This is a genomic window from Nonomuraea glycinis, assembly GCF_035920485.1.
Lineage (GTDB): Bacteria > Actinomycetota > Actinomycetes > Streptosporangiales > Streptosporangiaceae > Nonomuraea > Nonomuraea glycinis.
Genome location: NZ_CP109166.1, coordinates 2,103,101 through 2,127,774 on the forward strand (window position 1 = coordinate 2,103,101; position 24,674 = coordinate 2,127,774).

The 24,674-nt window shown below is 72.0% G+C and carries 13 protein-coding genes; 7 read left to right on the forward strand and 6 right to left on the reverse strand.

Annotated elements, in window-relative coordinates:
• Positions 1-136 precede the first annotated feature (136 nt).
• From OHA68_RS09770 to OHA68_RS09780, 3 genes are read left to right on the forward strand one after another with little or no spacing between them, the layout of a single operon-like run.
• Positions 137-1,582: a 4-hydroxyphenylacetate 3-hydroxylase family protein gene (locus tag OHA68_RS09770; protein WP_189142544.1), complete on the forward strand. Its 1,446-nt coding sequence runs from the start codon at positions 137-139 to the stop codon at positions 1,580-1,582.
• A 6-nt stretch (positions 1,583-1,588) separates the two neighbouring features.
• Positions 1,589-2,329, forward strand: a complete 741-nt coding sequence (locus tag OHA68_RS09775; protein ID WP_327107321.1) for an IclR family transcriptional regulator — start codon at positions 1,589-1,591, stop codon at positions 2,327-2,329.
• 55 nt (positions 2,330-2,384) lie between these two features.
• Entirely contained in the window at positions 2,385-2,900 is a 516-nt protein-coding gene (locus OHA68_RS09780) for a flavin reductase family protein (protein WP_327107322.1), read from the forward strand.
• Between the two features lie 94 nt (positions 2,901-2,994).
• Here OHA68_RS09780 and OHA68_RS09785 read toward each other — a convergent pair whose 3' ends face one another.
• The 3 genes from OHA68_RS09785 to OHA68_RS09795 all read right to left on the reverse strand — a co-directional run bounded on the left by OHA68_RS09785 (position 2,995) and on the right by OHA68_RS09795 (position 6,950).
• Positions 2,995-3,894: an alpha/beta fold hydrolase gene (locus OHA68_RS09785; protein WP_327107323.1), complete on the reverse strand. Its 900-nt coding sequence runs from the start codon at positions 3,892-3,894 to the stop codon at positions 2,995-2,997.
• A 199-nt stretch (positions 3,895-4,093) separates the two neighbouring features.
• On the reverse strand, positions 4,094-6,025 hold the full coding sequence (locus OHA68_RS09790; protein WP_327107324.1) for a serine/threonine protein kinase: 1,932 nt from the start codon (positions 6,023-6,025) through the stop codon (positions 4,094-4,096).
• A 175-nt stretch (positions 6,026-6,200) separates the two neighbouring features.
• On the reverse strand, positions 6,201-6,950 hold the full coding sequence (locus tag OHA68_RS09795) for an SDR family NAD(P)-dependent oxidoreductase (RefSeq protein WP_327107325.1): 750 nt from the start codon (positions 6,948-6,950) through the stop codon (positions 6,201-6,203).
• Positions 6,951-7,069: 119 nt separating this feature from the next.
• Here OHA68_RS09795 and OHA68_RS09800 point away from each other — a divergent pair, with 119 nt between their 5' ends.
• The 3 genes from OHA68_RS09800 to OHA68_RS09810 all read left to right on the forward strand — a co-directional run bounded on the left by OHA68_RS09800 (position 7,070) and on the right by OHA68_RS09810 (position 9,621).
• Positions 7,070-7,741 (forward strand): TetR/AcrR family transcriptional regulator, encoded by a 672-nt coding sequence (locus tag OHA68_RS09800; RefSeq protein WP_189142538.1) that lies wholly within the window; start codon positions 7,070-7,072, stop codon positions 7,739-7,741.
• An 87-nt stretch (positions 7,742-7,828) separates the two neighbouring features.
• On the forward strand, positions 7,829-8,428 hold the full coding sequence (locus tag OHA68_RS09805) for a TetR/AcrR family transcriptional regulator (protein WP_327107326.1): 600 nt from the start codon (positions 7,829-7,831) through the stop codon (positions 8,426-8,428).
• 89 nt (positions 8,429-8,517) lie between these two features.
• Positions 8,518-9,621 (forward strand): aldo/keto reductase, encoded by a 1,104-nt coding sequence (locus tag OHA68_RS09810; protein WP_327107327.1) that lies wholly within the window; start codon positions 8,518-8,520, stop codon positions 9,619-9,621.
• Positions 9,622-9,655: 34 nt separating this feature from the next.
• Here OHA68_RS09810 and OHA68_RS09815 read toward each other — a convergent pair whose 3' ends face one another.
• Positions 9,656-10,705 carry a serine hydrolase domain-containing protein gene (locus OHA68_RS09815; protein ID WP_327107328.1) on the reverse strand — a complete coding sequence of 350 codons (1,050 nt, stop codon included), beginning with the start codon at positions 10,703-10,705 and terminating at the stop codon, positions 9,656-9,658.
• A gap of 159 nt (positions 10,706-10,864) precedes the next feature.
• On the opposite strand from OHA68_RS09815, the gene OHA68_RS09820 reads away from it, so the two are divergent.
• The gene (locus OHA68_RS09820) at positions 10,865-12,091 is read left to right on the forward strand and encodes an MFS transporter (protein ID WP_327107329.1); all 1,227 of its coding nucleotides are present in this window, start codon (positions 10,865-10,867) and stop codon (positions 12,089-12,091) included.
• Here OHA68_RS09820 and OHA68_RS09825 read toward each other — a convergent pair.
• Both OHA68_RS09825 and OHA68_RS09830 read right to left on the reverse strand, forming a co-directional pair.
• Positions 12,067-13,767 carry an ABC transporter ATP-binding protein gene (locus OHA68_RS09825; protein WP_327107330.1) on the reverse strand — a complete coding sequence of 567 codons (1,701 nt, stop codon included), beginning with the start codon at positions 13,765-13,767 and terminating at the stop codon, positions 12,067-12,069. The two genes, OHA68_RS09820 and OHA68_RS09825, sit on opposite strands and share 25 nt — an antisense overlap.
• 16 nt (positions 13,768-13,783) lie before the next feature.
• Positions 13,784-24,667 (reverse strand): non-ribosomal peptide synthetase, encoded by a 10,884-nt coding sequence (locus OHA68_RS09830; RefSeq protein ID WP_327107331.1) that lies wholly within the window; start codon positions 24,665-24,667, stop codon positions 13,784-13,786.
• Positions 24,668-24,674 lie beyond the last annotated feature (7 nt).

Below are 24,674 nucleotides of genomic sequence, written 5' to 3' on the forward strand. Positions count from 1 at the left end.
GCGTGAACGGGTGTGACTTTCCCCTCTCTTCGCCGGCCTTGACAGCACTGACCTGCGCTGTACATCCTTCAACCCCGAATGGAATGCGTTCCACCATATGGAACGGGGGTCCCCCGCAGTCGGTTGGAGAGAGAACATGCGCGGACGATCGGGACAGGACTACATCGAGGCCCTCAGGGACGGGCGCGAGGTGTGGCTCGGCAACCGCAGGGTCGAGGACGTCACCACGGAGCCCGCCTTCGCCGGGGCCATCCGGTCGATGGCCGCCAACTACGACGCCCAGGCCGACGAGCAGCTCGCCCCCAGCCTCACCTTCACCCAGGACGACGGCTCGATCTGGCCCACCTCCCTGCTCATTCCGCGCACCCCCGAGGACGTGCGCCGCAGGGGCCTGGCGTTCCGGATCGGCGCCGACCTGACCCACGGCCTGATGGGCCGCTCCCCCGACTTCATGAACGCCATGCTCACCGCGATGCGGGTGGCCTCGGGCTTCTTCGCCGAACGCGAGCCCGCCTGGGGCAAGAACATCGAGGACTACTACCAGCGGGTCGGCTCGGGCAATCTCTGCCTCACCCACGCGCTGCTCAACCCGCAGGTGGACCGCTCCGCCGCGGCCTCCGAGGCGGCCGACCCCGGGGTGGCCCTGCACGCGGTCAAGGAGACCGACGCGGGCGTGGTCGTCTCCGGCGCGCGCCTGCTGGCCACCCTGGCGCCGTTCGCCGACGAGATCATGGTGTCGCTGCACCCCGGGCCCCCTTTGAAGCCCGACGAGGAGGCGTACGCGCTGGCCTTCGCCATCCCGGTGGCCACGCCCGGCCTGCGCCTGATCTGCCGCGAGCCCCTCTCCCACCCCGGCAGTGACCGGCACCCGCTCGCCACCAGGTACGACGAGATGGACACCTTCGTGATCTTCGACGAGGTGCTGGTGCCGTGGGAGCGGGTCTTCCTCTACCGGGACGTGGAGGCGGTCAACACCGCGCACCGGGCCACCGACACCACCACCTTCGCCGCGCACCAGACCACGGTCCGCTCGGCGGTCAAGGCGGAGCTGGCGCTGGCCATCGCCACCACGGCCGCCGACACGATCGGCGTGGACGGCTTCCTGAACGTCCAGGAGAAGCTGGGCGAGCTGGTGGACCTCAGCCAGATCATGACCAGCGCGATCACCGGCGCGGAAACCACCGTCCGGCCGAGCGCGTGGGACCCCGGCGTGTTCGTGCCCGACCGGGACGGGCTGCTGGCCGTACGCGGGCTGTTCCCGTTCTTCTATCCCCGGATGGTAGAGATCATCCAGCAGGTCAGCGGGAGCGGGCTGATCAACATTCCGGCGGAGACCAGCCTGACCGGGCCGATCGGCGACGCGGTGCGCCGGTTCTACCAGGGCAGGTCCGCCGACGCCGAGCGGCGGCTCGGGGTCTTCAGCCTGGCCTGGGACCTGGCCGGGGACGGTTTCGGCTCGCGTCAGCTGCTCTACGAGCGCTTCTACGCGGGCGACCCGGTGCGGCTGCGCGCCAACCGCTACCTCTCCCTGGACCGGCGGCCGCTGCTGGACCGGGTGAACCGCCTGCTGGCCACCGGCTGACCCCTGATGGACACCGCGATCGACAAGGCTTTGGTCATCCTGGAGTCGCTGGAGACCGGCCGGGGCAACCGGAGCCTGGCCTCCATCGCGGCGGCCACCGGCCTGCCCAAACCCACCGTGCACCGCATCCTGGCCATCCTGGAACGGCGGGCCTACGTCCAGCAGGACGCGTTCAAGGACTACTCACTCGGCCCGAAGATCATCGCGCTCGGCGCCTTCGCCGGGGAGCGCAGCCCGCTGGTCAGCGCGGCCGGCCCGCTGCTCGACCGGCTGGTGCGCGACTGGGGCGAGACCGTCCATCTCGGCATCCTGGTCGAGGACAGCCTGCTCTACGTCGACCGGCGCGAACCTCAGGACATCGCGGTACGGCTGGTCGCCGCGCCGTCCCCGCTCAGCCAGCCGCACGCCAGCGCCGGCGGCAAGGTCCTGCTCGCCTTCGGCGACGAGCGGCTCCTGGACACGGTCATCGCCGGTGGCCTGACCAGATACACCGCCGCCACCATCGTGGACCCGGACCGGCTCAGGGCGGAGCTGGCCCGGGTCCGTGAGAGCGGTTACGCCACCAGCGAGCAGGAACGCAACGAGGGCGTTCGCGCCGTCGCCGTCCCCGTCCGCAACCGCTCGGGCGCCGTCGTCGCCACGATCAGCGCGGCGGGGCCCACCCAGCGCATGACCGACGAGAAACTGCACAGTCTCCGCGTCGCCCTCGCCGAGGCCGCCGCCATCCTCTCCCCCGCCCTCCGCTGACGACCGCCTCGCACGAAAGCCGCTGACGACCGTCTCGCACGAAAGGCCCTGCCCGATGACCCAGCCCGCCGGGGCGGACGACGCCCACTTCCCCACGCTGGCCGGCTTCCGCGCCGCGGTGTCCCGCCTCCCGCAGGGGGTCGCGGTCCTGACCACGGTGGACGACGACGGGCTGCCGCAGGGGGTGACGGTGGGCAGCGTCATCCCGCTGTCCAAGCGGCCTCCCCTGCTGGCGGTCTCCCTCGACCGGCGGGCCGGGATGCTGGCGGTCGTGCTGACCGCCGGTCGATTCGCGATCAACGTGCTGCACAGCGAGGCTTCCGGCATCGCGGCCCTGTTCGCGACGCCGGGGGTCAACCGGTTCGCGTCGACCGCGTGGACCTCGGGGGGCGGCGGCCTGCCCGTGCTGCGCGAGCACAGCTCCGCCGTGATCGAGTGCGCCGTGTCGGAGACCGTCGACGGCGGCGACCACGTCATCGTCATCGGCGCGGTCGAGGACTCCTCGACCCTGCCCGCCCAGGACCCGCTCGTCTACAAGGGCCGCCGCTACTTCGGCCTGCACCCGCTGTGAACCGCCCGGCCGGTCCAGTCCGGCTGGGCGATCCCGCGACACACCGCGGCCTCGTGGCGCGGAGCCGACGATCGGCCGGTCGACCGGCGTTCGCTCAGCCTGCGGCCTGCGAGGTGACGCGCTGGATCGCCCGGACCACGACGTCGGGCTGGTCGACGTAGATGTAGTGCTCGCTCTTCTCGGCCGTGCTCAGCTTGCTGCCGCTGGACAGCGCGAGCCACTTGCGCTGCCCTGCGGACCACGCCTTCTCCAGGAGCGGCCCGTACTGCGGGAGGGCCGCGAGGTACTGCTTACCGTGCTGGATCACCTCCACCGGGATGTCCCCGGCCGAGCTGACCTTGCCGTCCGGGACGACGAGCTTCTCCGGATTCTGCCCCTCGAACACCGCGAGGTTCTGCGCCCGCAACTCGGCCGCCGGGCCCTTGGCCGACTCCGGGATCGCCTTCTCGATGTCGCCGGACATCGTGGGTGGCGTCGCGTCCAGCAGGACCAGCCCCTTGACCTTGTCCTGATGGTCGGGGGCGTACCGCGCGGCGATCAGCCCGCCCAGCGAATGCCCCACCAGCACCACCGGCTCGCCGCCCGCGACCTGGTCGAGCACCCCGGTCAGCGTCTTCCCCGCGGCGGCGAAGTCCTGCGGGCCCTCCGGCTGGTCGCTCGCGCCCGCGCCGAGCCGATCGTACGAACAGACCCGGCTCTTCTCGCTCACCGTCTTCTGGAAGGCGGCCAGCTTGTCCAGCCCATCCCCCGCCCCGGCCAGCAGGACGACGACCGGCTCGCCTTTCGCCGGGGTGCCCGAGCAGGACACGTTCACCGACCGGCCCTCGACCTCGATCTTCTTGACCCCGGAGATCACTTCGGCCTTGGGCGCCTGCGAAGGGGCGGCGAAGGGATCCCAGTTCTCCACCTCCTCGCTGGAACAGCCGGCGACTCCCGCACCGACCACAGCGCAGCACAGCGCGGTCACGAGGGATGCCTTCGTCTTGCGGAACATGATGTCCTCCAGTGAGATTCACACGGCAGTGCGGCGGGGGGCGCCGAAGCGCCGTGACCACACCGAGAACGCTATGGACGGGACGACCCCGGGGGCGTCACCGCACGGTGGACATTGGCCGGTAGCTCGCACGGGGGACACGCGCCCCGCGACCTTCCGCGGCCACGCAACCTTCCGGCCGACCCCATCAGGACACCGGTCACGGCTTGGAGATCTTGCCGGTCTTCTGCCACCCGCTGTAGGTCGTGGCGAACTCGGACTCGTAGGTGCCGCTGCCGCTCACCGGGACTTTCCAGGTCAGGACGAAGCTCGTCGGACGGTTGTCCGCGTCGACGGTGAGCTTGTAACTGAGGTACGAGTTGTCGTTCTCCTCGCCCACGTTCCCGCCCCGCCAGGAGTCCAGCAGCATCCGCAACGGGCCACTCGTCCTGGTCGTGGGCAGGCCGCCGGAATAGGTCCGGTCGGTACGGCGCACGTCGGCGGAGTTCTGGACCAGCTGGTGGATGACGGACGGCCCGGCCGTACCGGCGACCATGAGCGCGTACCAGTCCGCGCTCCCGGCCTTCTGGTCCGTCAGGCTCTTGGCGGGAGCTCCCGGCCTGTCCACGTACAGGTCTCCGCCTGCGACGACGTAATCGGCGGCGGGTGTGTCGGAGGGGGTGATCCGCATCTCGAAGTCGTCCTCGGACGGCGAACCGCGGCTCAGCAGGCTGCCGCTCGCCCGCGCGGAGACGGCGCTCTCCGCGAAGGCGCCCTGGGAGGAGAAGGTGGCGGCGGGGGTGGCGTCGAGCGCCAGGTCGAGGGCGGCGGCCAGGTCCGCCGCGGTCTCCGGGACGCTCGCCACGGGGGAGGCCGGTGGCGACGACCGGGCGTCGGTCGCTGTGGCAGCCGATGATTCAGGACGCTGCGCACCGGGCGAGTCCGGCCGCACGTTGAGCAGGATCACCCCCGCGCACCCGAGGGCCGCCACCACCGCGACGACAGGCGAGACCCGCCGTAATCGCTCCCTCCGCGACCGAACAGGCTCCGCCTGCCGCTCTCCGACACCTCCCCAGCGCGCGACGGAATCGACCCCTTGGACGGTCCAGACGCGTCTCAGGCGGGCTGTGACGTCGGTGGCGGGGTCCGACGTCCTGGGTCCCGGCTCGCCGTGGTGAGCGCGCCACGCGTCGGCGACCACCGCGAGCACCTCGTCCATGGACGGCCGGGTCCCGGGCGTCTTCGCGAGGGCTCTGTCGACCGTCGAACGAAGCCTTTCGGGCACCTTGGCGGTGTCGACCGTCGCGGTCAGGACCCGGTGGGCGAGCGCCTCGGGGCGGCTGGCTCTGTACGGTTGCTCCCCCGTCGCCGCGTACACGACGACGAGCGCCCAGCCGTAGACGTCGGCCGCCGGTCCGGCCGGTTCGCCGGCGTACTCCTCGGGGCTCACCCATCCCGGAGAGCCGATCACGTGGCCGGTCGCCGTGAGGGAGGTGCCGTCGAGCGCGCGGGCGATGCCGAAGTCCACCAGGCGCGGGCCCTGCGGGGAGACCATCACGTTGGAGGGCTTGAGGTCCCGGTGCACCACGCCCACCGCATGGACGGCGACCAGCGCCTCCGCGAGCCCGGCGGCCAGCCCGTACAGCCCGTCGCCGCTGAGCGGCCCTTCGACGCGGACGTGCTCGGTCAGCGTGCGCCCGGCGATGTACTCCGTCGCCAGCCACGGCTGCCGGGCATCGGCGTCGGCCGCGAGCATCCGTACACAGCAGGAGCCCTGGACCCGGCGCAGCATCGCCACTTCGCGCCGGAACCGTACCCTGAACTCCTGGTTCGTGGCGTACATGTCGTGGATCAGCTTGACCGCGGCCCGCCGGCCCGCGGCGTCGACGCCCGCGTAGACGATCCCCATCCCGCCGGCCCCCAGCCGTCCGACGATCCGGTACGGCCCCACCTCCGCCGGATCCCCCTGCCGCGGCGCGGAGACGTCCGGGATGTGGGCGGGCTCGATCCACCACGGCCAGGACGGTGGCGGCGCCGGCCAGTGCGGCTCGGGGCCGGCCCAGTCGGCGGGCGGCTCCCACCCCTCCGTGACGGTCCAGCCCGGGGGAGGGTTGAAGGTCCACTGGGGGTTGGGGCGAGGGGCGATACGCACGAGGTCGTCCCACTTCGACTCGTTGACACGATCGCGTGGCAGTATCCCAGAACGCTGGTCAACGCGGGACGACTTGCCTATATCCCCCATATCGGCGGCAGGTTCCACGGCGGAGCCGACCGGCGATCAAACCCCCAGGCACCCGACGTCGCGGTCAGTGGTCCGCCTCCGTGCCCTACTTGGGCACGCCCTGGTAGTCCGCCTGGCCGGCGCTCTGCCCGCCGTCACCGGTGATCTCGGCGCCGGTGACGAAGCGCGCGTCATCACCGGCGAGGAAGAGGATGATGTCGGCGATCTCCCCTGCCTGGCCCATCCGTCCGAGGGCGACGTGGTCGGTCTCGAACGTCACGTTGCTCGTCATGGGCGTATCGATCTGGCCGGGATGGACCGCGTTCAGCCTGATTCCGTGCTTGCCCAGTTCCAGCGCGACGGTCTTGGTGAGCCCGCGCACCGCCCACTTGGAAGCCACGTAACCGGACATCATCGGGAAGCCCTGGAGCGCTCCGACCGAGCCGACGTTCACGATCGCCCCGCCACCGGCCTTCTTCATCACCGGCGTGACCGCCTGGATGCCGTGGAACACCCCGAACAAGTTCACGTCCAGCACCCGCTGCAGGCGAGCGGCGCTCCACTCCTCGAACGGACCGGTGTCGGCGATGCCGGCGTTGTTCACCAGGATGTCGACCCCGCCGAACCTCTCCTCCGTCCGCTTGACGACGTCGGCCCAGGCCGCCGGATCGGCGACGTCGAGTGCCAGGAACACGACGTTTCCGCCGAGCTCCTCAGCCAAGGCGCGAGCCGCCTCGGCGTGCACATCGGCGATCACGACGTTGGCGCCCTCGGCGGCGAACCGCGCGACGGTGGCGGCTCCCATGCCCATGGCACCGCCGGTCACGATGGCCGTCTTGCCGGAAATCCGTCCCATTTCACAACCCCTTGCGTACGACGCTTCTCGTTGCCCTCGGGTCGAGCCTTAGTCGAGGGCACCCTCATGTTTCACCGTACAACAAAATGAGGGCACCCTCCACTTGGTAGACTGGCCGCATGGGACCGACCCGGGCGAACTCGCCACAGCCACTGCGACGCGACGCCCAACGCAATCGCGACGCCCTGCTCACCGCAGCCGCGGACGCCTTCGCGAGGAAAGGCCTCCAAGCACCGCTGGAGCACGTGGCCAAGGAAGCCGGCGTCGCCATCGGCACCCTCTACCGCCACTTCCCCACCCGGCTCGACCTCGTCCAGACCGTCTTCGAGAAGAAGTTCGAAGCCTGGCTCGCCGCCGCGGAGGAGGCGGTGGTGGCCGAGGATCCCTGGGAGGGGTTCTGCCGCTACCTCGAAGCGATGTGCGAACTGCAAGCCGACGACCAGGGCATGAACGACCTGGCCTCGATGCGGCTACCGCTGTCCGACTGCATCCAGGACCGGCTCACGCGCATCCGCGAGCTGGCCCGGCAGGCCATGCGACGCGCTCAGGACCAAGGCACGCTGCGGCCCGACCTGACGCCGGAGGACCTGGTCTTCGTCGTCTGGTCCCACAGCCGCATCACCGCGGCCACCTCGAACGTGGCACCCCGAACCTGGCGACGCCACCTCCACCTCATGCTCGACGCCTTCCGCGCCGAACGCGCCCACCCACTCCCCACACCCGCACTGACCGAAGACGAACTACGCCGGGCGATGACCGAACTCGGCTCCTCCACTCCCTGCGCCGAATAGCGCGCGACGCGACCAGAGCGTTCCACCTGCGCAGACCGGCCGCTTGCGCTCGGATAAAATGGACTTACGAGTCCAATAGGAGGTTCTATGCGTGCGCCGACCCGTAAGGGAGCCGCGACTCGGCGGCGCATTCTCGAGGGCGCGGCCGCGCACATCCGCGAGCACGGCGTGGCCGCCACCACTCTCGACGACGTGCTGGCCAGTACGGCGACGAGCAAGAGCCAGTTGTTCCACTACTTTCCGGGCGGACGGGAGGAGTTGCTGCTGGCCGTCGCCCGCCTCGAAGCCGATCGCGTGCTGGAGGACCAGCGACCTCAGCTCGGCGAGCTCACCTCCTGGCCCGCCTGGCAGCTGTGGCGCGACAAGGTCGTCGACCGCTATCGCCGGCAGGGCCGCCTGTGTCCGCTCAATTCCGTCATGTCGCAGCTCGGCCACACCACGCCTGGCGCCCAAGCCGTGGTCACCGAGCTGATGCACGTCTGGCAGGCCGAGATCGCCACCGGCGTACGGCACATGCAGGGCCTCGGAGAGATCGACCCCGGCCTCGACCCCGACCGTACGGCCGCCGCCCTGCTCGCCGGCATCCAGGGCGGCGTGCTGATCCAGATGTCCACCGGGCAGACCACACATCTGGAGGCGGCGCTGGACCTGGGCATCGCCCATCTGCGCGGCGGCAGGCTCGCCTGAATCAGGTGGTCACAGCGTTTTGGACTTGACAGTCCATTTTTGGATGCGCAGGCTGAGTGGACCGCACATCCGAACGGAGTAACACCCTCATGTCTCTGAACCACTACTACCTGCTCGGACGTTCCGGGTTGCGCGTCAGCCGTCTGGCGCTGGGCACCATGAACTTCGGCACCGGCGGTTTCCACGCCGCGTACGGCAAGACCGAAGAGGAAGCCCGTCCCATCTTCCGCCGCTACCTCGAAGCGGGCGGAAACTTCGTCGACACCGCGGACTTCTACACCGACGGCGAGAGCGAGACCATCCTCGGCAACCTCATCGCGGAAGCCAACGTGCGCGACCGGGTCGTCCTCACCACCAAGTTCACCAACAGCGTCGACCCCGGGGATCCGAACGCCGGAGGCAACGGCCGTAAACACATGATCAGAGCGGTCGAGGCATCGCTGCGCCGCCTGCGCACCGACTACATCGACCTGTTCATGCTGCACACCTGGGACCGGATCACCCCCGTCGAAGAGGTCATGCGGACCTTCGACGACCTCACCAAGGATGGGAAGATCCGCTACGCCGGCCTGTCCGACGTGCCCAGCTGGTACGCGGCGCGGGCCCAGACCTACGCCGAGGCCCACTCCCTCGTGCCGGCGGTCAGCCTGCAACTGCCCTACTCCCTCATCGAGCGGGCAATCGAGCTGGAGCATGTCGCGATGGGGCAGAGCCTGGGACTCGGCATCACCGCATGGAGCCCGCTCGGCGGCGGTTTCCTCACCGGCAAGTACCGGCAGGCCGACCAAGGCCTGGTCGGGGAAGGCCGGCTCGGCGGCGGAGGCTCGTCCGGCCGCTCGTGGACGGACCGGCAGTGGCGGCTTCTGGCGACGCTGGAGAGCGTCGCCGACAGCCTCGGCGTGACGATGGCCCAGGTCGCGGTCAACTGGGTCGCCACCCAGCCCGGAGTCGCCTCCGCGATCGTCGGGGCCAGCAGCGTCGGCCAGCTCGACGCCAACTTGACCGCCCTCGACTTCGACCTGCCGGCCGACCTGCGCGCCCGGCTCGACGAGGCGAGCTCGACGCCGCCCCCGTCGGTCTACCAGATGTTCACGCCCGGCTATCAGTTCTGGCTGGTCAACCCTGGCGCCAAAGTGGCGGACAAGCCAGCCGAATACGCCCCGTCCGTCCGCAACTGGGTCCCCGAAAGCTGACGGCTCCCGTACGGAGACGAACCGGCCCTGGACCTCAGCCTTCGGACCCGCAGAACACCTTGGTGGCGAGGCCCATCACCTCCGCCGTGGACGGGTTGCGGGTCGACGGGTTGAGCGACAGGGTCAGCGACTTGCCCGAGTCCGCGCGGAAGGCGAACGTCAGGTAGCCGATCAGCTCGCCACTGTGCCCCCACACCTTGCCGCACGGCAGCGTGTACGCCTGCAAGCCGAGCCCATAGCCGAACCCGGCGCCGGTCTCGACGGTCGTGCGCATGGCGCGGAGCGAGGCGGCGCTGGTCAGCTTGCCGCTGAGCAGGGCCGACATGAACCGCTCCAGGTCCCGCGTGGTGGAGATCATCTCGCCCGCCGCCCAGTCGAGGGAGGGGTTCATCCGGGTCGCGTCCACCAACCGGGGCAGCGGTTCGTACCCTTTGGCGTGCGGCGACGGCAGCCCCGCTCGATCGCCCGGCACCACCGTGTGCCGCAACCCCAGCGGGCGCAGGACCCGGCGCCTGACCTCCTCGCCGTAGGCCCGGCCCGTCACCTTCTCCACCAGCAGCCCGAGCACCACGTAGTTGGTGTTGGAGTAGTGCCATCCGCCGTCATCGGGGAGTTTCTTGGCGAAGGCCACTTTCAGCAGCTCACGCGGCTGGTAGGAGCGGAACCGGGCATCGCCGCGCCACCGGTTGGTGGAATATCCCGGCTCGCTCATGTAGTCGTACAGGTGGCTGGTGTGGTTGAGGAGCTGCCGGACGGTGACGCGTCCCGGTACGAGACCCGGCAGGTGGCGGTCGATGGGGTCGTCGAGCCGGACCTTGCCCTCGTCCACGAGCTGGAGCACCACGGTCGCGACGAACGTCTTGGTGACGCTGCCGATCCGGAAGTGCCCGCTGGGCGAGGGCCGCCCGCCGCGCTTGACGTCGCGCACGCCCACGACGCCGGACCAGGTACGGTCTCCGTCGGAGACCCGCGCCAGAGCGGCCGTCGCCGCACCGCCCGCCACGATCTTCTCCAGCTCGGGGCGCACCCCGGCCCCCTGACCACCTACCGCGACGGCCACCGCCATCAGCACGTTCATCATCATGCGCGCAACGCTAGGGAAAGCCGGCCAGGCGGCGGAATGCGGCGCTCCGCCCACTCTTCCTGCGGAAAACCACAGGCCCGTGGGCAGGCGATAACGGCGGATTGAAACGGCACCCGGGCACAGCGATGATCGAGGCTGGACGGCTCGCGAAGGAGACCCATGAAGCCCCAGCCGATGTCAGGCACACCGCAGCAGAACGCGGAACCCCCACGGCGTTCCCCCTGGCTGACGATCGCCATCGTCTACCTGGGCGGAGTCGTCGCGGCGATGGGGCTCGGCAAGTTCGCCTCGGTCGGGCCCGAGGTGGCGGCCCAGATCGGGCTGTCGCTGTCGCAACTGGGCTGGGTGATCTCGGCGGTCGTCGGGGTCGGCGCGGCCGTCGGCCTGCCCGCCGGATACCTGGTGCACCGGTTCGGCGCCGAGCGGTCGCTGGTCACCGGCCTGATCCTGATCGCGGCGGCGAGTGCGGCGAGCATGGTCACCGGCGACTTCGCCTCGCTGCTGGCCGCCCGCGGTGTGGAGGGCATCGGATACCTCCTGGCCACCATCGCCTGCCCGGCGCTGATCCTGCGGCTGGCCACCGAGCGGGACCGCGGCACGGCCCTGTCGCTCTGGGCGACGTTCGTCCCGATGGGCATCGGCGTGAGCACGCTCGCCGGAGGCATGATCGGCTCCGCGCTGGGCTGGCGCGGCTGGATCGGCGTGATCGCCGCGTTGACGTTCGTGATGGCTCTGGTGGTGTGGGTGAGGTTGCCACGCGGAGCGGGGCGGCAGGCGCCGGCCCGCGCGATGCCCCGGGCCGGGGCGCTGGTGTGGCCGGTGACGCTGGCCGCGGCCTTCAGCCTGGCCGCGCTGGTGACCATTCCGGTGATCGTGCTGCTGCCCACGCTGCTCATCGAGCAGCACGGGCACTCGGCTTCCACCGCCGGTGCGGTCACCTCGGGGATCTCGCTGCTGAGCGTCCTGGGCGGGCTGGCCGTGGGGATCCTGCTGCGCCGGGGCACGCCGGTGGGCGTGCTCGCGCTGGCCGGGCTGGTCATCGTGCCCGCGGCCTGGCTCATGTTCGGCGCCTCGGGGTCGCCGGCGGCCGTGGAAGGCGGCGCGGCGGTCATCTGGATCACGAACGGGTTCCTGGGCGCCCTCGTCTTCGCCACCCTCCCGATGGTGCTGGAACGGCTCGACCACGCCGACGTCGGCAACGGCGTGATCGCCCAGGCGGGCAGCCTCGGCTCGTTGCTCGGCCCGCCGCTGTTCGGCCTGGTGGCCACCGAGTGGGGCTTCCCGGCGCTGGCGCCGGTCATCGCCGTCGGGACCGTGGTGGCCGTCGGCGCGTTATCGCTGGTCGGCCGGCGACTGTCAGGTCACCGGGCCACGGCCAGGCGGTAGTTCTCGTCGGTGGACAGGAGGTTGCGGTGCGTGTCCTCGGCGGTGATGACGCCGTCGTCCAGGACGAGGACCCGGTCGGCGGCGTCCAGGAGAGCCGGGCTGCTGGTGAGCACCACCGTGGTGCGGTCCCGGCGCAGCTCGGCGAGGTTGCGCGCGATGAGCTGCTCGGTGACCGCGTCGACGGCCGTCGTCGGGTCGTGCAGGACCAGGATGTCGGTGTCGGCGGCGAGGGCGCGGGCCAGCGACAACCGCTGGCGCTGCCCGCCGGACAGGTTCGCGCCCCGGTCGCGGACGGCGTGGTCGAGCCCTTCGCGGTGCAGGGCGACGACGTCGGTCAGCATGGACGCCTCGACGGCCTCGGGGACCGTCCGGCCGGCGCCCGCCGGGTCGATGTTCGTGCGGAGGGTGCCGGCGAAGATCTCCGCGTCGTACGGGTTCACCAGCAGGTGCTCGCGAACCGCCTCGACGGACAGGTCCGCCAGGTCCCGCCCGCTGACCCGCACCACACCGTCGTAGGCGTCGGGCGGCACATTGACCGCGAGGATCGAGGCGAGGTCGGCCGCGGCGCGCGGCTGGTAGGCGGCGATGGCCACGAACTCGCCGGCGGACACGTGGAACTTCAGCTCGCGCAGCGTCCCGTAGCGGACGCCGTCCACCTCAAGGTCGCCGCCCCTGGACGGGCGCTCCGGGCCCGGGGTCATCACCGGCGGCGCGGCCAGCACCAGCGCCATCCGCTCGGCCGACGCGCGCGCGATCATCACGTACTTGGGCATCTCCGAGAACATCCTGAGCGGTTCCATGATGAACTGCGCCAGCCCCACGGCCATGACGAGCTCCCCGATGCCGATCTGGCCGTTGAACGCCTGCCAGCCCGCCGTCAGGGTCACGGCGGCGGCGAGGATCGCGTTGAGGGCCAGCGCGGTGCCGGCGTACGCGCCGTTCACCCTGGCGACGGTGATCGCCTGGGTTTTCGCCTCCGTGCTGACCTTCCGGTAGGACAGGAACGCCGCGTGGTTGCCGCCGAAGCCGTGCAGTGGGCGCAGGCCGCTGATCAGGTCGGCGACCTTGGCCCCGGCCCGTGCCACGCGGGCCTGCTGTTCGCCCGTGCTGGCGCCGATCCGCCGGGACATCACGCTCAGGACGGTCAGGATCGCCGTGGTGCCGACGATCACCAGCAGGCCGAGCTGGACACTGGCCATGCCCAGCGCGACCGCCGTGATCAGCACCGCGACGAGCGAGCTGATCAGCAGCGGCACCACCTCGACGATGTCGGCGGTCTGGTCGGCGTCCTCGGTGGCGATGGTCAGGACCTCGCCGGACTTGAGGTCGACGTTCCTCGCCACCGGCTGGAGGCCGCAGGCCGCGACCTGTACCCGCCAGCGGTGGGCCTCGGTCGTGTTGGCCTTCTGCAGCACGCGCATGCCGAACCGCCACGACAGCGACACGGTCGTGATGATCACGGCCAGCGCGGCGATCGACAGGCCGAGCGAGCCGAGGCTGCGGTTCGCCAGCGTGTGCTCGACGATCAGGCCGAGCGCGATGGGGAAGGCGGTCTCGCCCGCCTGGTACATGCCCATGAGGACGGTGCCGCCGGTCATGGGGCCCGCGTTGCGGCGCAGCGCGGTCCAGAGGATGTCGGACCCCGTGCGGGGCCGCTGCTCGTCAGGAGTAGTCATCGAGGTGCCGGGCTCGTCAGGAGTTGTCATCGAGGTGCCGGGCGATCGCTTCCGGGGTGCGCAGGGTGAACAGGTCGCGGACGGTGATCTTCGGACCGTACGCGCGGCGGAGCAGCCCGATCAGCCGCACCGCCAGCATGGAGTGTCCCCCGAGGGATATGAAGTCGCTCACCGCGCTCACCTCGTCATCGTCCAGGTCCAGGGCTTCGGCGAAGAACTCGCACACCAGGGTCTCGGTCTCGGTCGCCGGGCCGCGCTCGCCCGCCGTGGTCAGCGCGCCCAGGGGCTTGGCCTCCGGCAGCGCCTCGGTGTCCGCCTTCCCGTTGACGGTCAGCGGGATGGCGTCGACCTGGGCGTAGTGCGTGGGCCGCAGGTAGTCCGGCAGCCCGGCGCCCACCTCCGCGGCCACCGCCGCCAGGTCCCCGGCGCCCGCCTCCTCGGCTACCGTGGCCAGATCCCCGGCGCCCAGCACCAGGTAGGCGGCCAGCCGGTACGCGCCGTCGACCTGCGGGTCCGGCTGGGCGACCGCGGCGGCGAACCGTACCGCCGGGTGCGCCGCGAAGGCGGCCTCGACCTCGCCCAGCTCGACCCGGTGCCCGCGGATCTTGACCTGCTGGTCGGTGCGGCCCAGGTACATCAGGTTGGCGTCGGGCCGCCGGATCACCAGGTCCCCGGTGCGGTACATGCGCTCGCCCGCCTCGCCGTACGGGTTCGCGACGAAGCGGTGCGCGGTCTGGGCGGGCTGCCCGAGGTAGCCGCGCGCGATGCCGATCCCCGACACGTACAGCTCGCCGGGCACCCCGTCCGGCACCGGCCGCAGCCACGGGTCCAGCACGTACACGTCGGTGTTGTCGATCGCCACGCCCACCACCGGGTCCGCGCACTCGAAGGTGCCGACGCCGAGGGTGTTGATGGTGTATTCGGTGGGTCCGTACAGGTTGTAGCCGACCGTCCCCTCCGTCTCGGTGAGTCGCCGCCACAGCGCCGGGGTGACCGCCTCACCGCCCAGCAGCACCAGCGCGGGCCGCCGCGCGGGGTCGTCGAGCAGCCCCTCGGCGACCAGTTGCTGCGCGTACGTGGGGGTCACGTTGATCACGTCGATCCCGTGCTCCAGGCAGTAGTCGACCAGCCGGGGCGCGTCGCGGCGCAGCTCCTCGTCGCAGATGTGCACCTCGTGGCCGTCGGCGAGCCACAGCAGCTCCTCCCACGACATGTCGAACGCGAACGACACGGTGTGCGCGATCCGGAAGACCCGGTGGTCGTGCTCGGCCAGCACCGGCTCGAAGATCCGGCGCTGGTGGTTGATCAGCATGTTGGTGAGCCCGGCGTACTCGGTCACCACGCCCTTGGGCTTCCCGGTCGAGCCGGAGGTGTAGATCGTGTACGCGGGGTGGCGCAGGCGGTGCGGGTCGTCCGGCGCGAACGTCACGAACGGCTCGGCCGCCGGCAGCGGGCGGTCCAGCTCGATCAGTTCGCCGGTCAGCCGGGGGGAGACGGCGCTCACGGTGAGGATCACGTCCGGGCGGGCGTCCGCGACGATCGCGGCGATCCGCTCGTCCGGGTGGTCCAGCTCCAGCGGCACGTACGCGGCGCCGGCGCGCAGCACGGCGAACAGCGCCACGATCGAGTCGAGCGAGCGCGGGATCGCCAGCCCCACGGTCGTCTCGGGGCCGATGCCGCGCTGGGCGAGCACCCCCGCGACCGCGCGACTACGCTCCCGGAGCTGGGCGAACGTCATGGTCCGGCCGTGCGCGACGAGCGCGACCCGCTGCGGACTGCGCTCGGCCGCCCGGTCGAACCGGTCCACCACGGTGTCCGTGCCGACGTCCGTACGCTCGCCCGGCTCGGGCTCCGGCCCCAGCCCGCGCAGCGCACCCACGGGTCCATTCGAGCGAGCCAGGTCGTCGAGCACCCGCAGGTAGTCGTCGAGGAGCCGGCGGGCGCCCGCCGGGTCGTCGTCGCGGTACTCCAGCTTGACCGTGAGCCGGTCGCCGGGCGTGACCACCCAGGTGAACGGGTAGTGCGTGGAGTCGTCGGCCCGCACCCCGGTGATGCCGTGCCGGGCGTTCATCGCGGCGAACGCGTCCATGTCCAGGAAGTTCTGCAGCACGAACAGGTTGTCGAACAGGGTGTCGTGCCCGCCGGCCCGCTGGATCTCGCCGAGCCCCAGGTGCTCGTGCTCCATCGCCGCGACTCGGGCCGCCTGCACGGCCGACAGATAATCCCGTACGGTGTCGTCCGGCCGTGCCCGCGTCCACATGGGCACGGTGTTGAGCAGCACACCGACGATGTCGGACAGGCCCTCGCCCTCCCGGCCGGAGACGGTCACGCCGAACACCGCGTCGCCCCGGCCGGTGCGCGCGCCGAGCAGCAGGCCGAACGCGCCGGTCAGCACCGAGTTCAGGGTGACGCCGTACGCCTTGGCCGCTTCCCGCAGCAGCTGCGAGCCTTCGGCGGAGAGCGTGTGCACGAGAGTGCGCGGGAGCTCGTCCGTGAGCGACGGCGACGGTCCGGCGAGCAGCGTCGGGCCCGGGAGGCCGGCCAGATGCTCGGCCCAGAAGCGCTCGGAGACGGCGAGGTCCTTGGCGTCGAGCGCGCGGGCGTGGTCCTCGAAGCTCGGCGTGGCCGGGGCCGGATCCAGCGGCTCCCCCGCCACGACGGCCTCGTACGCGTCGAACAGGTCCCGCAGCACGATCTCGCGTGACCAGCCGTCCCACAGCAGCAGGTGGTAGCTGAGCAGCAGGCCGTCGCGGTCGCCGGGCCGGCGCACCACGGTCAGCCGGATCAGCGGCGGCTCATCCAGGTCGAAGCCGGTGTCGCGGTCCCGGGCGCGCAACGCCTCGACCTCCGCGTCCGTCTCCAGGACGATCGTACGGACCTCGGCCCGCCGGCCCGCCGCGAGCACCTGGACCGGGTCGCCGTCGGCGTTGGTGGCGAATCCGGCGCCCACGACCGGGTGCCGCCCGATCACGTACGCCATCGCCTCGGCCAGGGCGTCGGTGTCCAGGCGGCGGTCGAAGGTGAAGTAGTTCTGGGCGACGTACCGGCCGGCCGAGCCTGCCAGCTGAGCCTGGAAGAACAGGCCCTTCTGCAGCGGGGTCACCGGCGCCGTCCGCTCGGCGGTCGCGGCGGCGTCCGCGATGCGCTCCAGGGCGTGCCGCCAGTGCTCGGCCAGCTCGTCGGGGACGCCCTCGGCCAGGGTGAACGTCGCCCGCAGGCGTCCGGCGTCGAGCCACGCGTTGACCTCGACGGCGTACGGGCTGCCCTGGTCGCCGCCGGTGATGTGCACCGCCTGCGCCTCGCTGCCCCGGCCGAGGTAGTTGAACAGCACCTGCGGCCGCGCCTTCAGGAGGGGGGCCGTCTGCGGGTTGAGGTACCTGAGCCGGCCGTAGGCGACATGCCCGCGCTCGTCCGGCTGACGCGCCGCGACCTCCCGCGCCGCCGCGACGGGATCCGTGTGCGCGCTGAGCCGTACGGGGGCGATGGCGGTGAACCAGCCGACGGTACGGGTGTAGTCGTGCTGGTCGAGCACCGGGACCCGGCCGTGCCGCTCCAGCTCGATGGCGAGATCGGTGGGCGTCGGCTGGATGCGCGTCAGCGCGGTCCGCAGCGCGCCGCACAGCAACTCGGTGAGACCGACGCCGAGCGCGGTCGGCGCGGTACGGGTCACGTGCGCGGTCACGTCGGCCGCGACCTCCACACCGATCTCACGCACCACCGTTCCTCGTCCCGTGGGTTCGGGTGGCGTGGAGTCGCGTCCCGTGGAGTCGCGCCCCGTGGAGTCGCGCGGCGTGGAGTCGCGCGGCGTCGTTCGGCTCGGCGTGGGCTCGGGTGGCTCTTCCATCGCGGGCAGCAGTGCGGGGGCGGCGAGGGTGGTGATCCAGTGCTCCAGATCGTCGATCTCCTGGGCGGACTGGGTGGCCAGCGCGTCGGCGTACTCGGCGTAGGAGGTGGTCGGCGGCGCCAGGGGCGCGCCGCTCATGGCGGCGGCCAGGTCGTCCAGCAGGATCAGCCAGGACACCGAGTCGACGGCGAGGTGGTGCGCGGTGACCACCAGGGTCCGGCTCGCCGCCAGCCAGGAGAACGCGATCATCTCCCCGGACTCGGGGTCGAGCCGCCCGGCGGCTTCGTTCGCGGCGGTGGTCGCGTCGGGCGCGTCCGTGGGGACGACAGGGACCTCGCGGGCGGGCTCGGTGCGCAGCGCCCACACCCCGTGCTCGACGCGCAGCCGCAGCCGCAGGACGGGATGCGCGGCCACGACGGCGTTCGCGGCGCGCTCGACGTCGGCGAACCCGACGCCCTCGACCACCACCAGCGTCCTGGCCTGGGCGAACCGGGCGAGAGAGCCGCCCGGGCCCCTGGCCTGGGCGAACCGGGCGAGGGAGCCGCCCAGTTCGCGCTGGCGCAGGATGATCGGCGTCGGCGTCAGCGGGCCGTCCTCGCGCACGGCGGGCGTGGTCGCCGGGGCCTGCGGCACGCGCGTCCCCAGGTGCTCGGCGAGCGCGCGCGGCGTCCTGAGCAGGAACACCTCCCGTGGCGCGATCGGCAGGCCGAGCGCCCTGGCGCGGTTGACCACGGTGATGGCAACGATGCTGTCGCCCCCGGCCCTGAAGAAGTCGGTATCGCCGTCCGCCTCGAAACCGGGCAACACCTCGGCGAAGATGCCGACCAACGCGTCGAGCACGGCATCACCCGCGACCACCGGGGTGTCGTCCTGGGTGGCGCGCTCGGTCAGGGCCTGGCGGTCGAGCTTGCCGTTGACCGTCAGCGGCAGGGCGTCGACCGGAAGCACCCGGCCCGGCACCATGTACGCGGGCAGCTTCGCCGACAGCAGGGCGGCGAAGTCGCCCGGCACCCGGCCCACGACATGCGCGACCAGGTGATCGCCACCGCCGACACCGGCGTCAGCCATGCCGGCCTCAGTGTCAGCCACGGTTCCGGCCCCGGTGCTCGCCACGGTGACGGCGGCGTCCACCACGCCGTCGAGGTCCCTGATCGCGGCCTCCACCTCGCCGAGCTCGATCCGGAATCCCTTGAGCTGCACCTGGTCGTCGGCGCGGCCGGCGAACTCCAGCTCGCCGTCCAGCGTCAGGCGGGCCAGGTCGCCCGTGTGGTACATGCGGGACCCGCCGCCCGCGAACGGGTTCGCCACGAACCGGCTCGCGGTGAGCCCCGCCCTGCCCAGGTAGCCGAGCGCCACCTGCTCACCGGCGACGTAGATGGCGCCCACCCGGCCCGGCGGCACCGGCCGGAGCCGGTCGTCGAGCAGGTAGGTGGCCAGGCCGGGGATCGGGCCGCCGATCGGGCTGACGTCGGCGGCGAAGTCGTCGTCGGTCAGCACCCGGTGGGTGACGTGGACGGTGGTCTCGGTGATGCCGTACATGTTGACCAGCTCGGGCGAGCCGGTGCCGTGCCGCTCGACCCAGCCGCGCAGCCGCCCGAGATCCAGCGCCTCGCCGCCGAAGATGATCCGGCGGAGCGCGGTGACGGGCTCGCCGGCCTGCCGGTCGGCCTCGATGAACTGGTAGAACGCCGACGGTGTCTGGTTGAGCACGGTGACCCCGCGCTCGCGGACCAGCCGGTGGAAGTCGACCGGGGAGCGGGTCAGCCCGTACTCCGGCACCAGCAGCTCACCGCCGTGCGCCAGCGCCCCCCACAGCTCCCACACGGCGAAGTCGAAGGAGTAGGAATGGAACTGGACCCACACGTCGTGCGGTCCGAAGCCCATGTCGGGCTGGGTGTTGGCGAGCAGCGTCACCACGCTGGAGTGTGGGACGACGACCCCCTTGGGCCTGCCGGTCGAGCCGGACGTGTAGATCACGTACGCCGGATCATGCCAGCTGACCCCGGCCCCAGCACCATCCACCTGCGCCTGCACCCCCGCGACCCCAGCAACGTCCACCGGCGCCTGCACCCTCGCGGCCCCATCCCCCTGCACGAGCACCCGCGCGGTCACGCCCGCCCTGGCCGACAGCTCGGTGAAGCGGTCCCGCTGTTCCGGGTCCACGAGCACGACCTGCGGGGCGGCGTCGGCGAGGATGTACTCCAGCCGTTCGTCCGGGTACGCCAGATCCAGCGGCACGTACGCGCCGCCGGCGGAGACGATCGCGACCAGGGCGACCACCTGCTCAAGGGAGCGCGGGACGGCGACGGCGACCCGCTTGCCCGGCCCGACCCCGGCCGCGCGCAGCGCCGCGGCCAGCTCGTCCTTCGCCGCCGCCAGCTCGCCGTACGTCAGCGACCGGGTGCCGCCGTCGAGACCGCATCGGGTGACGGCGGTGGCGGCCGGGTCCCGCCGCGCGGCGGCGTCGAACAGCCCGCCGAGGGTCGTCGGCGTAATCGGCGCGGGCCGCCGCCCGGCGTCGGGCGCCAGGTCGCCGACCAGCGCGTCCGGCCGAGCGAGCAGACCGGTCAGAATCCGGTCGAACATACGCAGAATCGCCCGCGCGCTCCCCTCCCGCAGCACCTCACTGTCGTAGATCAGGTTGAACCGGGGGCGACCGTCGGACGCCCGCTCCACCACCAGCGTCAACGGGTAGTGCGGCGCGCCCTCGTTCACGATCCCGGTGATGACGAGCTCGTCGCCGGGCCGCCGCAGACCGTCCACCTCGGTCGCCACGTCGAACACCACGAGCGTGTCGAACAGCGGACCGCTGCCCACCTGACGGCCGATCCGGGTGAGCGAGACGTGCTGGTGCGGCAGCACCGCGCTCTGGTGCTCCCGCACCGAGGCGAGCAGCTCGCCCGCCGTCGTGGTCGCGGCCCATCGAGCCCGTACGGGGATCGTGTTGATGAGCAGCCCCACCATGTCCTCGATGCCGGGCACGTCCGCGTCCCGCCCGGACACCGTGGACCCGAACACCACGTCGTCGCGGTGCAGGAGGCCGCCCAGCGTCACCGCCCACGCGCTGTGCACCGCGACGCTCAGCGGCACGCCCACCGCCCGGACGGCCGCGTCGAGGTCGGCACCCGGCCGCACGGCGGTGTCGGCGAACCGGTCGGACGGGGTGTGCCCCTCGGCGACCAGCGAGGGGCCGGGCAGCCCGGCGAGCTGTTCCCGCCAGACCCGATCGCTCTCGGCGTCGTCGAGTCCGGCGAGCCGGCGCACATGGTCGGGGAAGCCGCCGCGCGGGTACGCGGTCCCGGGCGCGTGATACTCGGTCAGCAGCGCGCGCAGCATCGGCGGCACCGACCAGCCGTCGGCGACGATGTGGTGCACGGTCTGCACCAGGACGTGCCGGCCGTCCGCGCGGATAAGCGTGTATCTCATCAGCGGGCCGGTGGCCAGGTCGAACCCGGCACGCCGGTCCCGCTCGGCGTGCTCGCGGATCTCGTCGTGGGTGCCGCCGGGCAGGTCGAGCGTGCTGAAAGGCGCTGCCACCCCGCTCTCCAGCACCGAGACCACGCGGCCGTCGGCGAGGGCGACGAACCGCGCGGCCAGGTTCGGGTAGAGCGTGAGCAGCCGGGTGGCCGCCGCCGCGAGCCGGTCGGCGTCCACCTCGCCGTCCAGCGTCAGCAGTTGCTGCTCGACGTAGCTGCCCGCCGAGTCGTCGTCGAAGACCGAGTGGAAGTACAGGCCCTCCTGCAGCGGGGTCAGCGGCAGGATGTCCAGCAGCGCCGGGCCGTCCAGGGCGTCGACGTCTGCCTGGGTGAGGGAGACCGCGCCGAAGTCGCTGGGCGAGTGGCCGCCCTGGTCGAGCGCGGCCAGCCCCATCAGGGCCTCCCGGAAGTACGCGCCGATCGTCGCGATGTCCTCGTCGGTGAACATCCCGGCCGGCCACGAGATGCTGGTGACCAGCTCGTACGCGCCGGTCGCGCCGGGTTCGGCGATGGCGTTGAACTCCAGGGCGCGCGGCAGCCGCATCCGCGCGTCGCGCTTCTCGCCCAGCTGTCCCGTCGTGCCGACGAGCTGCCAGTCCCCGGCCGCGCCCGCGTCGTAGCGGCCCAGGTAGTTGAAGAGAACCTGCGGCGCGGACGCGTCGAACTCGACGCCGGCCAGGTAGCGCAGCGCGCCGTAGGAGACGCCGTTGCTCGGCACCCGGGCGAGGTCTTCCTTGACCGCCTTGAGCGCGGCGGCCAGGTGGTCGGGTGCGGTGGGATCGGCCGCCGCGCCGGGGTCCACGGTCACCGGGAACAGAGTGGTGAACCAGCCCACGGTCCGCGACAGCTCCGGCTCGAAGCCGGCGGCGCCCGCCACGAACCGGCCTTCGCGGCCGTGCCCCTCAAGCTCGATGTGCGCGTACGTCTGATCCTGCCCGAGGTCGCGGCGCCATCGGGCGAGGGTGACGGCGAGCGCGGTCAGCAGCACGTCGTTGACGCCCGCGTGGAACCGGGCGGGAACCTCGCCCAGCAGCGCGGCCGTGGCCTCGGGGCCCACGGAGACGGTCCGCACCCGCTCGTCCGCGACGGTGTCGGTTTCGGACAGCGGGCGTCTGCCCACCGGCAGGTCCGGTCCCGGCAGGGGGCGCTGGAAGTAGGCGCGGTCCGCGTCGAACGCCGCGCGCTCCAGCAGTTGCGTCCAGCGCCGGAACGACGTGCCCACCGGGGGCAGCGCGATCGGCGTGCCCGAGGTGAGCTGCCGCCACGCGGTAGCCAGGTCCTCCATCAGGACCCGCCAGGACACGCCGTCGATCACCACGTGATGGGCGACCAGGACGAGCTGCCGCGCCTGGCGTCGCCAGACGGCGCGCAGCTGCACGCCGCCGTCCGGGTCCAGCCCGTCGATGGCGAGCGCGACGCACTTGTCGAGCGGCCCGTCGCTCTCCTGCCACCCCGCGACGGCCTGGCCCGCCGCCGGGATCTCGAAGCTCCAGCGGTCGCCGCGCACCAGCTTGGCGCGGAGCATGTCATGCCGCCTGACCAGGGCGGCGAGGATCTCGTCGAGGGCGTCGGCGGTCAGGTCCGCCGGGGTGTTCAGCACCACCGACTGCACGAAGCCGTCGATCGCGTCGGTGGTCTCGCCGAGCCACCGCACGATGGGCGACCCGATGACGGAGCCGGTGGCGACGTCCCCGTGGTCCACGGTGGAGACGTCGTCCCGGCTCGCCACCGCCGCCAGCGCGCCCACGGTGCTGTCGGTGAAGATCTGCCGCGTCGTGACGTACAGGCCCGCGTCGCGCAGCGCGCCCAGCAGTGAGATCGCCAGGATGCTGTCGCCGCCGAGCGCGAAGAAGTCCTGGTCGACGCCGACCTCGTCCAGCCGTAACACCGAGGCGACCGCCGCGCACACCAGGCGCTCGTTCTCGGTGGCAGGCGGGACGAACGTCTTGGCGTGGAGCACCGGCTCGGGCAGGGCGCGCCGGTCCAGCTTGCCGTTCGCGGTGAGGGGGAACTCCTTCAACACGACGAGGTGCGCGGGCACCATGTACTCGACCAGGTGCCGGGTGGCCCACGCCTTGACCTCGTCGGCCCGCAGGTCCTCGCTCCCGGCCGCCGGGATCACGTACCCCACCAGGTAGGTGCCGCCCGCGGCGTTCTTCTTGGCGACGACGCAGGTGTGCCGTACCCGGGGGTGCTCCGCGAGGCCGATCTCGACGTCCTCGATCTCCAGCCGCATGCCGCGGATCTTGATCTGGTTGTCGGCCCTGCCGAGGAAGTCCAGCGACCCGTCCGGGGCGAACCGGGCGAGGTCACCGGTCCGGTACAGCCGGGATCCGTCGTCGGCGAAGGGGTTCGCGACGAACTGGGACGCCGTCAGGCCGGGCGCGTTGACGTACCCACGGCCCAGCAGGAACCCGCCCGCGTACAGCTCGCCGCCGACGCCGACCGGGACCGGGCGCAGAAACTCGTCCAGCACGTACAACTGGGTGTTGGGGTTGGCCCTGCCGATCGACGTGGACAGGCGCTCGGCCTCGCCCCGGTAGATGACGTGCGAGACGCCGATCGTCGTCTCGGCCGGGCCGTAGCCGTGGTACATCGGGATGTCGAGCCGGGTGCGGAACCGCTCGTACAGCTCCGGGGTGAGCACCTCGCCGCCGCACCACACGTGCCGCAGGCTGTCCAGCCGCCCGGAGTCGCCGGCGATCTCCAGCAGCACGTCCAGCATGGACGACACCAGGTAGGTGAAGGTGACGCGCTGCTCGGCGATCACGCTCAGCAGGTGGTGCGGGTCGCGTTCGCCGCCGGGCCGCAGCACCACCAGCCGGCCGCCGCACACCAGCGGCAGGAAGATCTCGTTGATGGAGATGTCGAACGACAGCGGCGCCTTGAACAGCGACGCGTCGTCGTGGCCGAAGCCCAGGATCTCGTGCGCCTGCCACAGCAGGCGCTCGCTGATCGCCTCGTGCCGGATCATCGCGCCCTTGGGCCGCCCGGTCGAACCGGACGTGAAGATCACGTACGCCAGCGCGGGGCCGAGGATGGCGACCCCGGTCGGCCCGGTGGAATAGGCGCCGAAGCGCCAGTCGCCGAGGTCGACGGCCACGGCCTCCGGCTCGCCCGTGGCATGCTCGCCGGAGTCGTTGAGCTGCACCACGACGCGGGCGTCGTCGATGACGACCGCCCGGCGCGCGGCGGGCCAGCGCGGGTCGAGCGGCACGAACGCGCCCCCCGCCTGGAGCACGCCCAGCAGGCCGATCACCATCTCGGCGGAGCGGTCGAGCGAGATGCCGACGACCTGCTCCGCGGTGAGGCCGCGCTCGATCAGGTGGTGGGCCAGCTGGTTGGACAGCTCCGCCGCTTCCCGGTAGGTCAGCGACCGATGCTCGTCGACAATGGCGACGGCGTCCGGCCTGGCCCGCGCCTGCTCGTGGAACATCTCCACGATGGCCGGGCGGACCCGGTCGACGTCGGTGTCGTTCCACCGGGCCAGGTCCGCGAGCCGCGCCGCCATGCTGGACGGGCCGATGGCGCCGATGGGCTGGTCGTCCAGTGCGAGCTGCGCGTCACTCGGTTCCATCATGAAGGCT

Excerpts from the sequence above, each read along its gene's own strand:
- OHA68_RS09830 (WP_327107331.1), bottom strand. The coding sequence starts at position 24,667 with ATGATGGAACCGAGTGACGCGCAGCTCGCACTGGACGACCAGCCCATC.
- OHA68_RS09795 (WP_327107325.1), bottom strand. The coding sequence starts at position 6,950 with ATGGGACGGATTTCCGGCAAGACGGCCATCGTGACCGGCGGTGCCATG.
- OHA68_RS09810 (WP_327107327.1), top strand. The coding sequence starts at position 8,518 with ATGTCTCTGAACCACTACTACCTGCTCGGACGTTCCGGGTTGCGCGTC.
- OHA68_RS09775 (WP_327107321.1), top strand. The coding sequence starts at position 1,589 with ATGGACACCGCGATCGACAAGGCTTTGGTCATCCTGGAGTCGCTGGAG.
- OHA68_RS09825 (WP_327107330.1), bottom strand. The coding sequence starts at position 13,767 with ATGACTACTCCTGACGAGCAGCGGCCCCGCACGGGGTCCGACATCCTC.
- OHA68_RS09820 (WP_327107329.1), top strand. The coding sequence starts at position 10,865 with ATGAAGCCCCAGCCGATGTCAGGCACACCGCAGCAGAACGCGGAACCC.
- OHA68_RS09815 (WP_327107328.1), bottom strand. The coding sequence starts at position 10,705 with ATGATGATGAACGTGCTGATGGCGGTGGCCGTCGCGGTAGGTGGTCAG.
- OHA68_RS09785 (WP_327107323.1), bottom strand. The coding sequence starts at position 3,894 with ATGTTCCGCAAGACGAAGGCATCCCTCGTGACCGCGCTGTGCTGCGCT.
- OHA68_RS09780 (WP_327107322.1), top strand. The coding sequence starts at position 2,385 with ATGACCCAGCCCGCCGGGGCGGACGACGCCCACTTCCCCACGCTGGCC.
- OHA68_RS09805 (WP_327107326.1), top strand. The coding sequence starts at position 7,829 with ATGCGTGCGCCGACCCGTAAGGGAGCCGCGACTCGGCGGCGCATTCTC.
- OHA68_RS09800 (WP_189142538.1), top strand. The coding sequence starts at position 7,070 with ATGGGACCGACCCGGGCGAACTCGCCACAGCCACTGCGACGCGACGCC.
- OHA68_RS09770 (WP_189142544.1), top strand. The coding sequence starts at position 137 with ATGCGCGGACGATCGGGACAGGACTACATCGAGGCCCTCAGGGACGGG.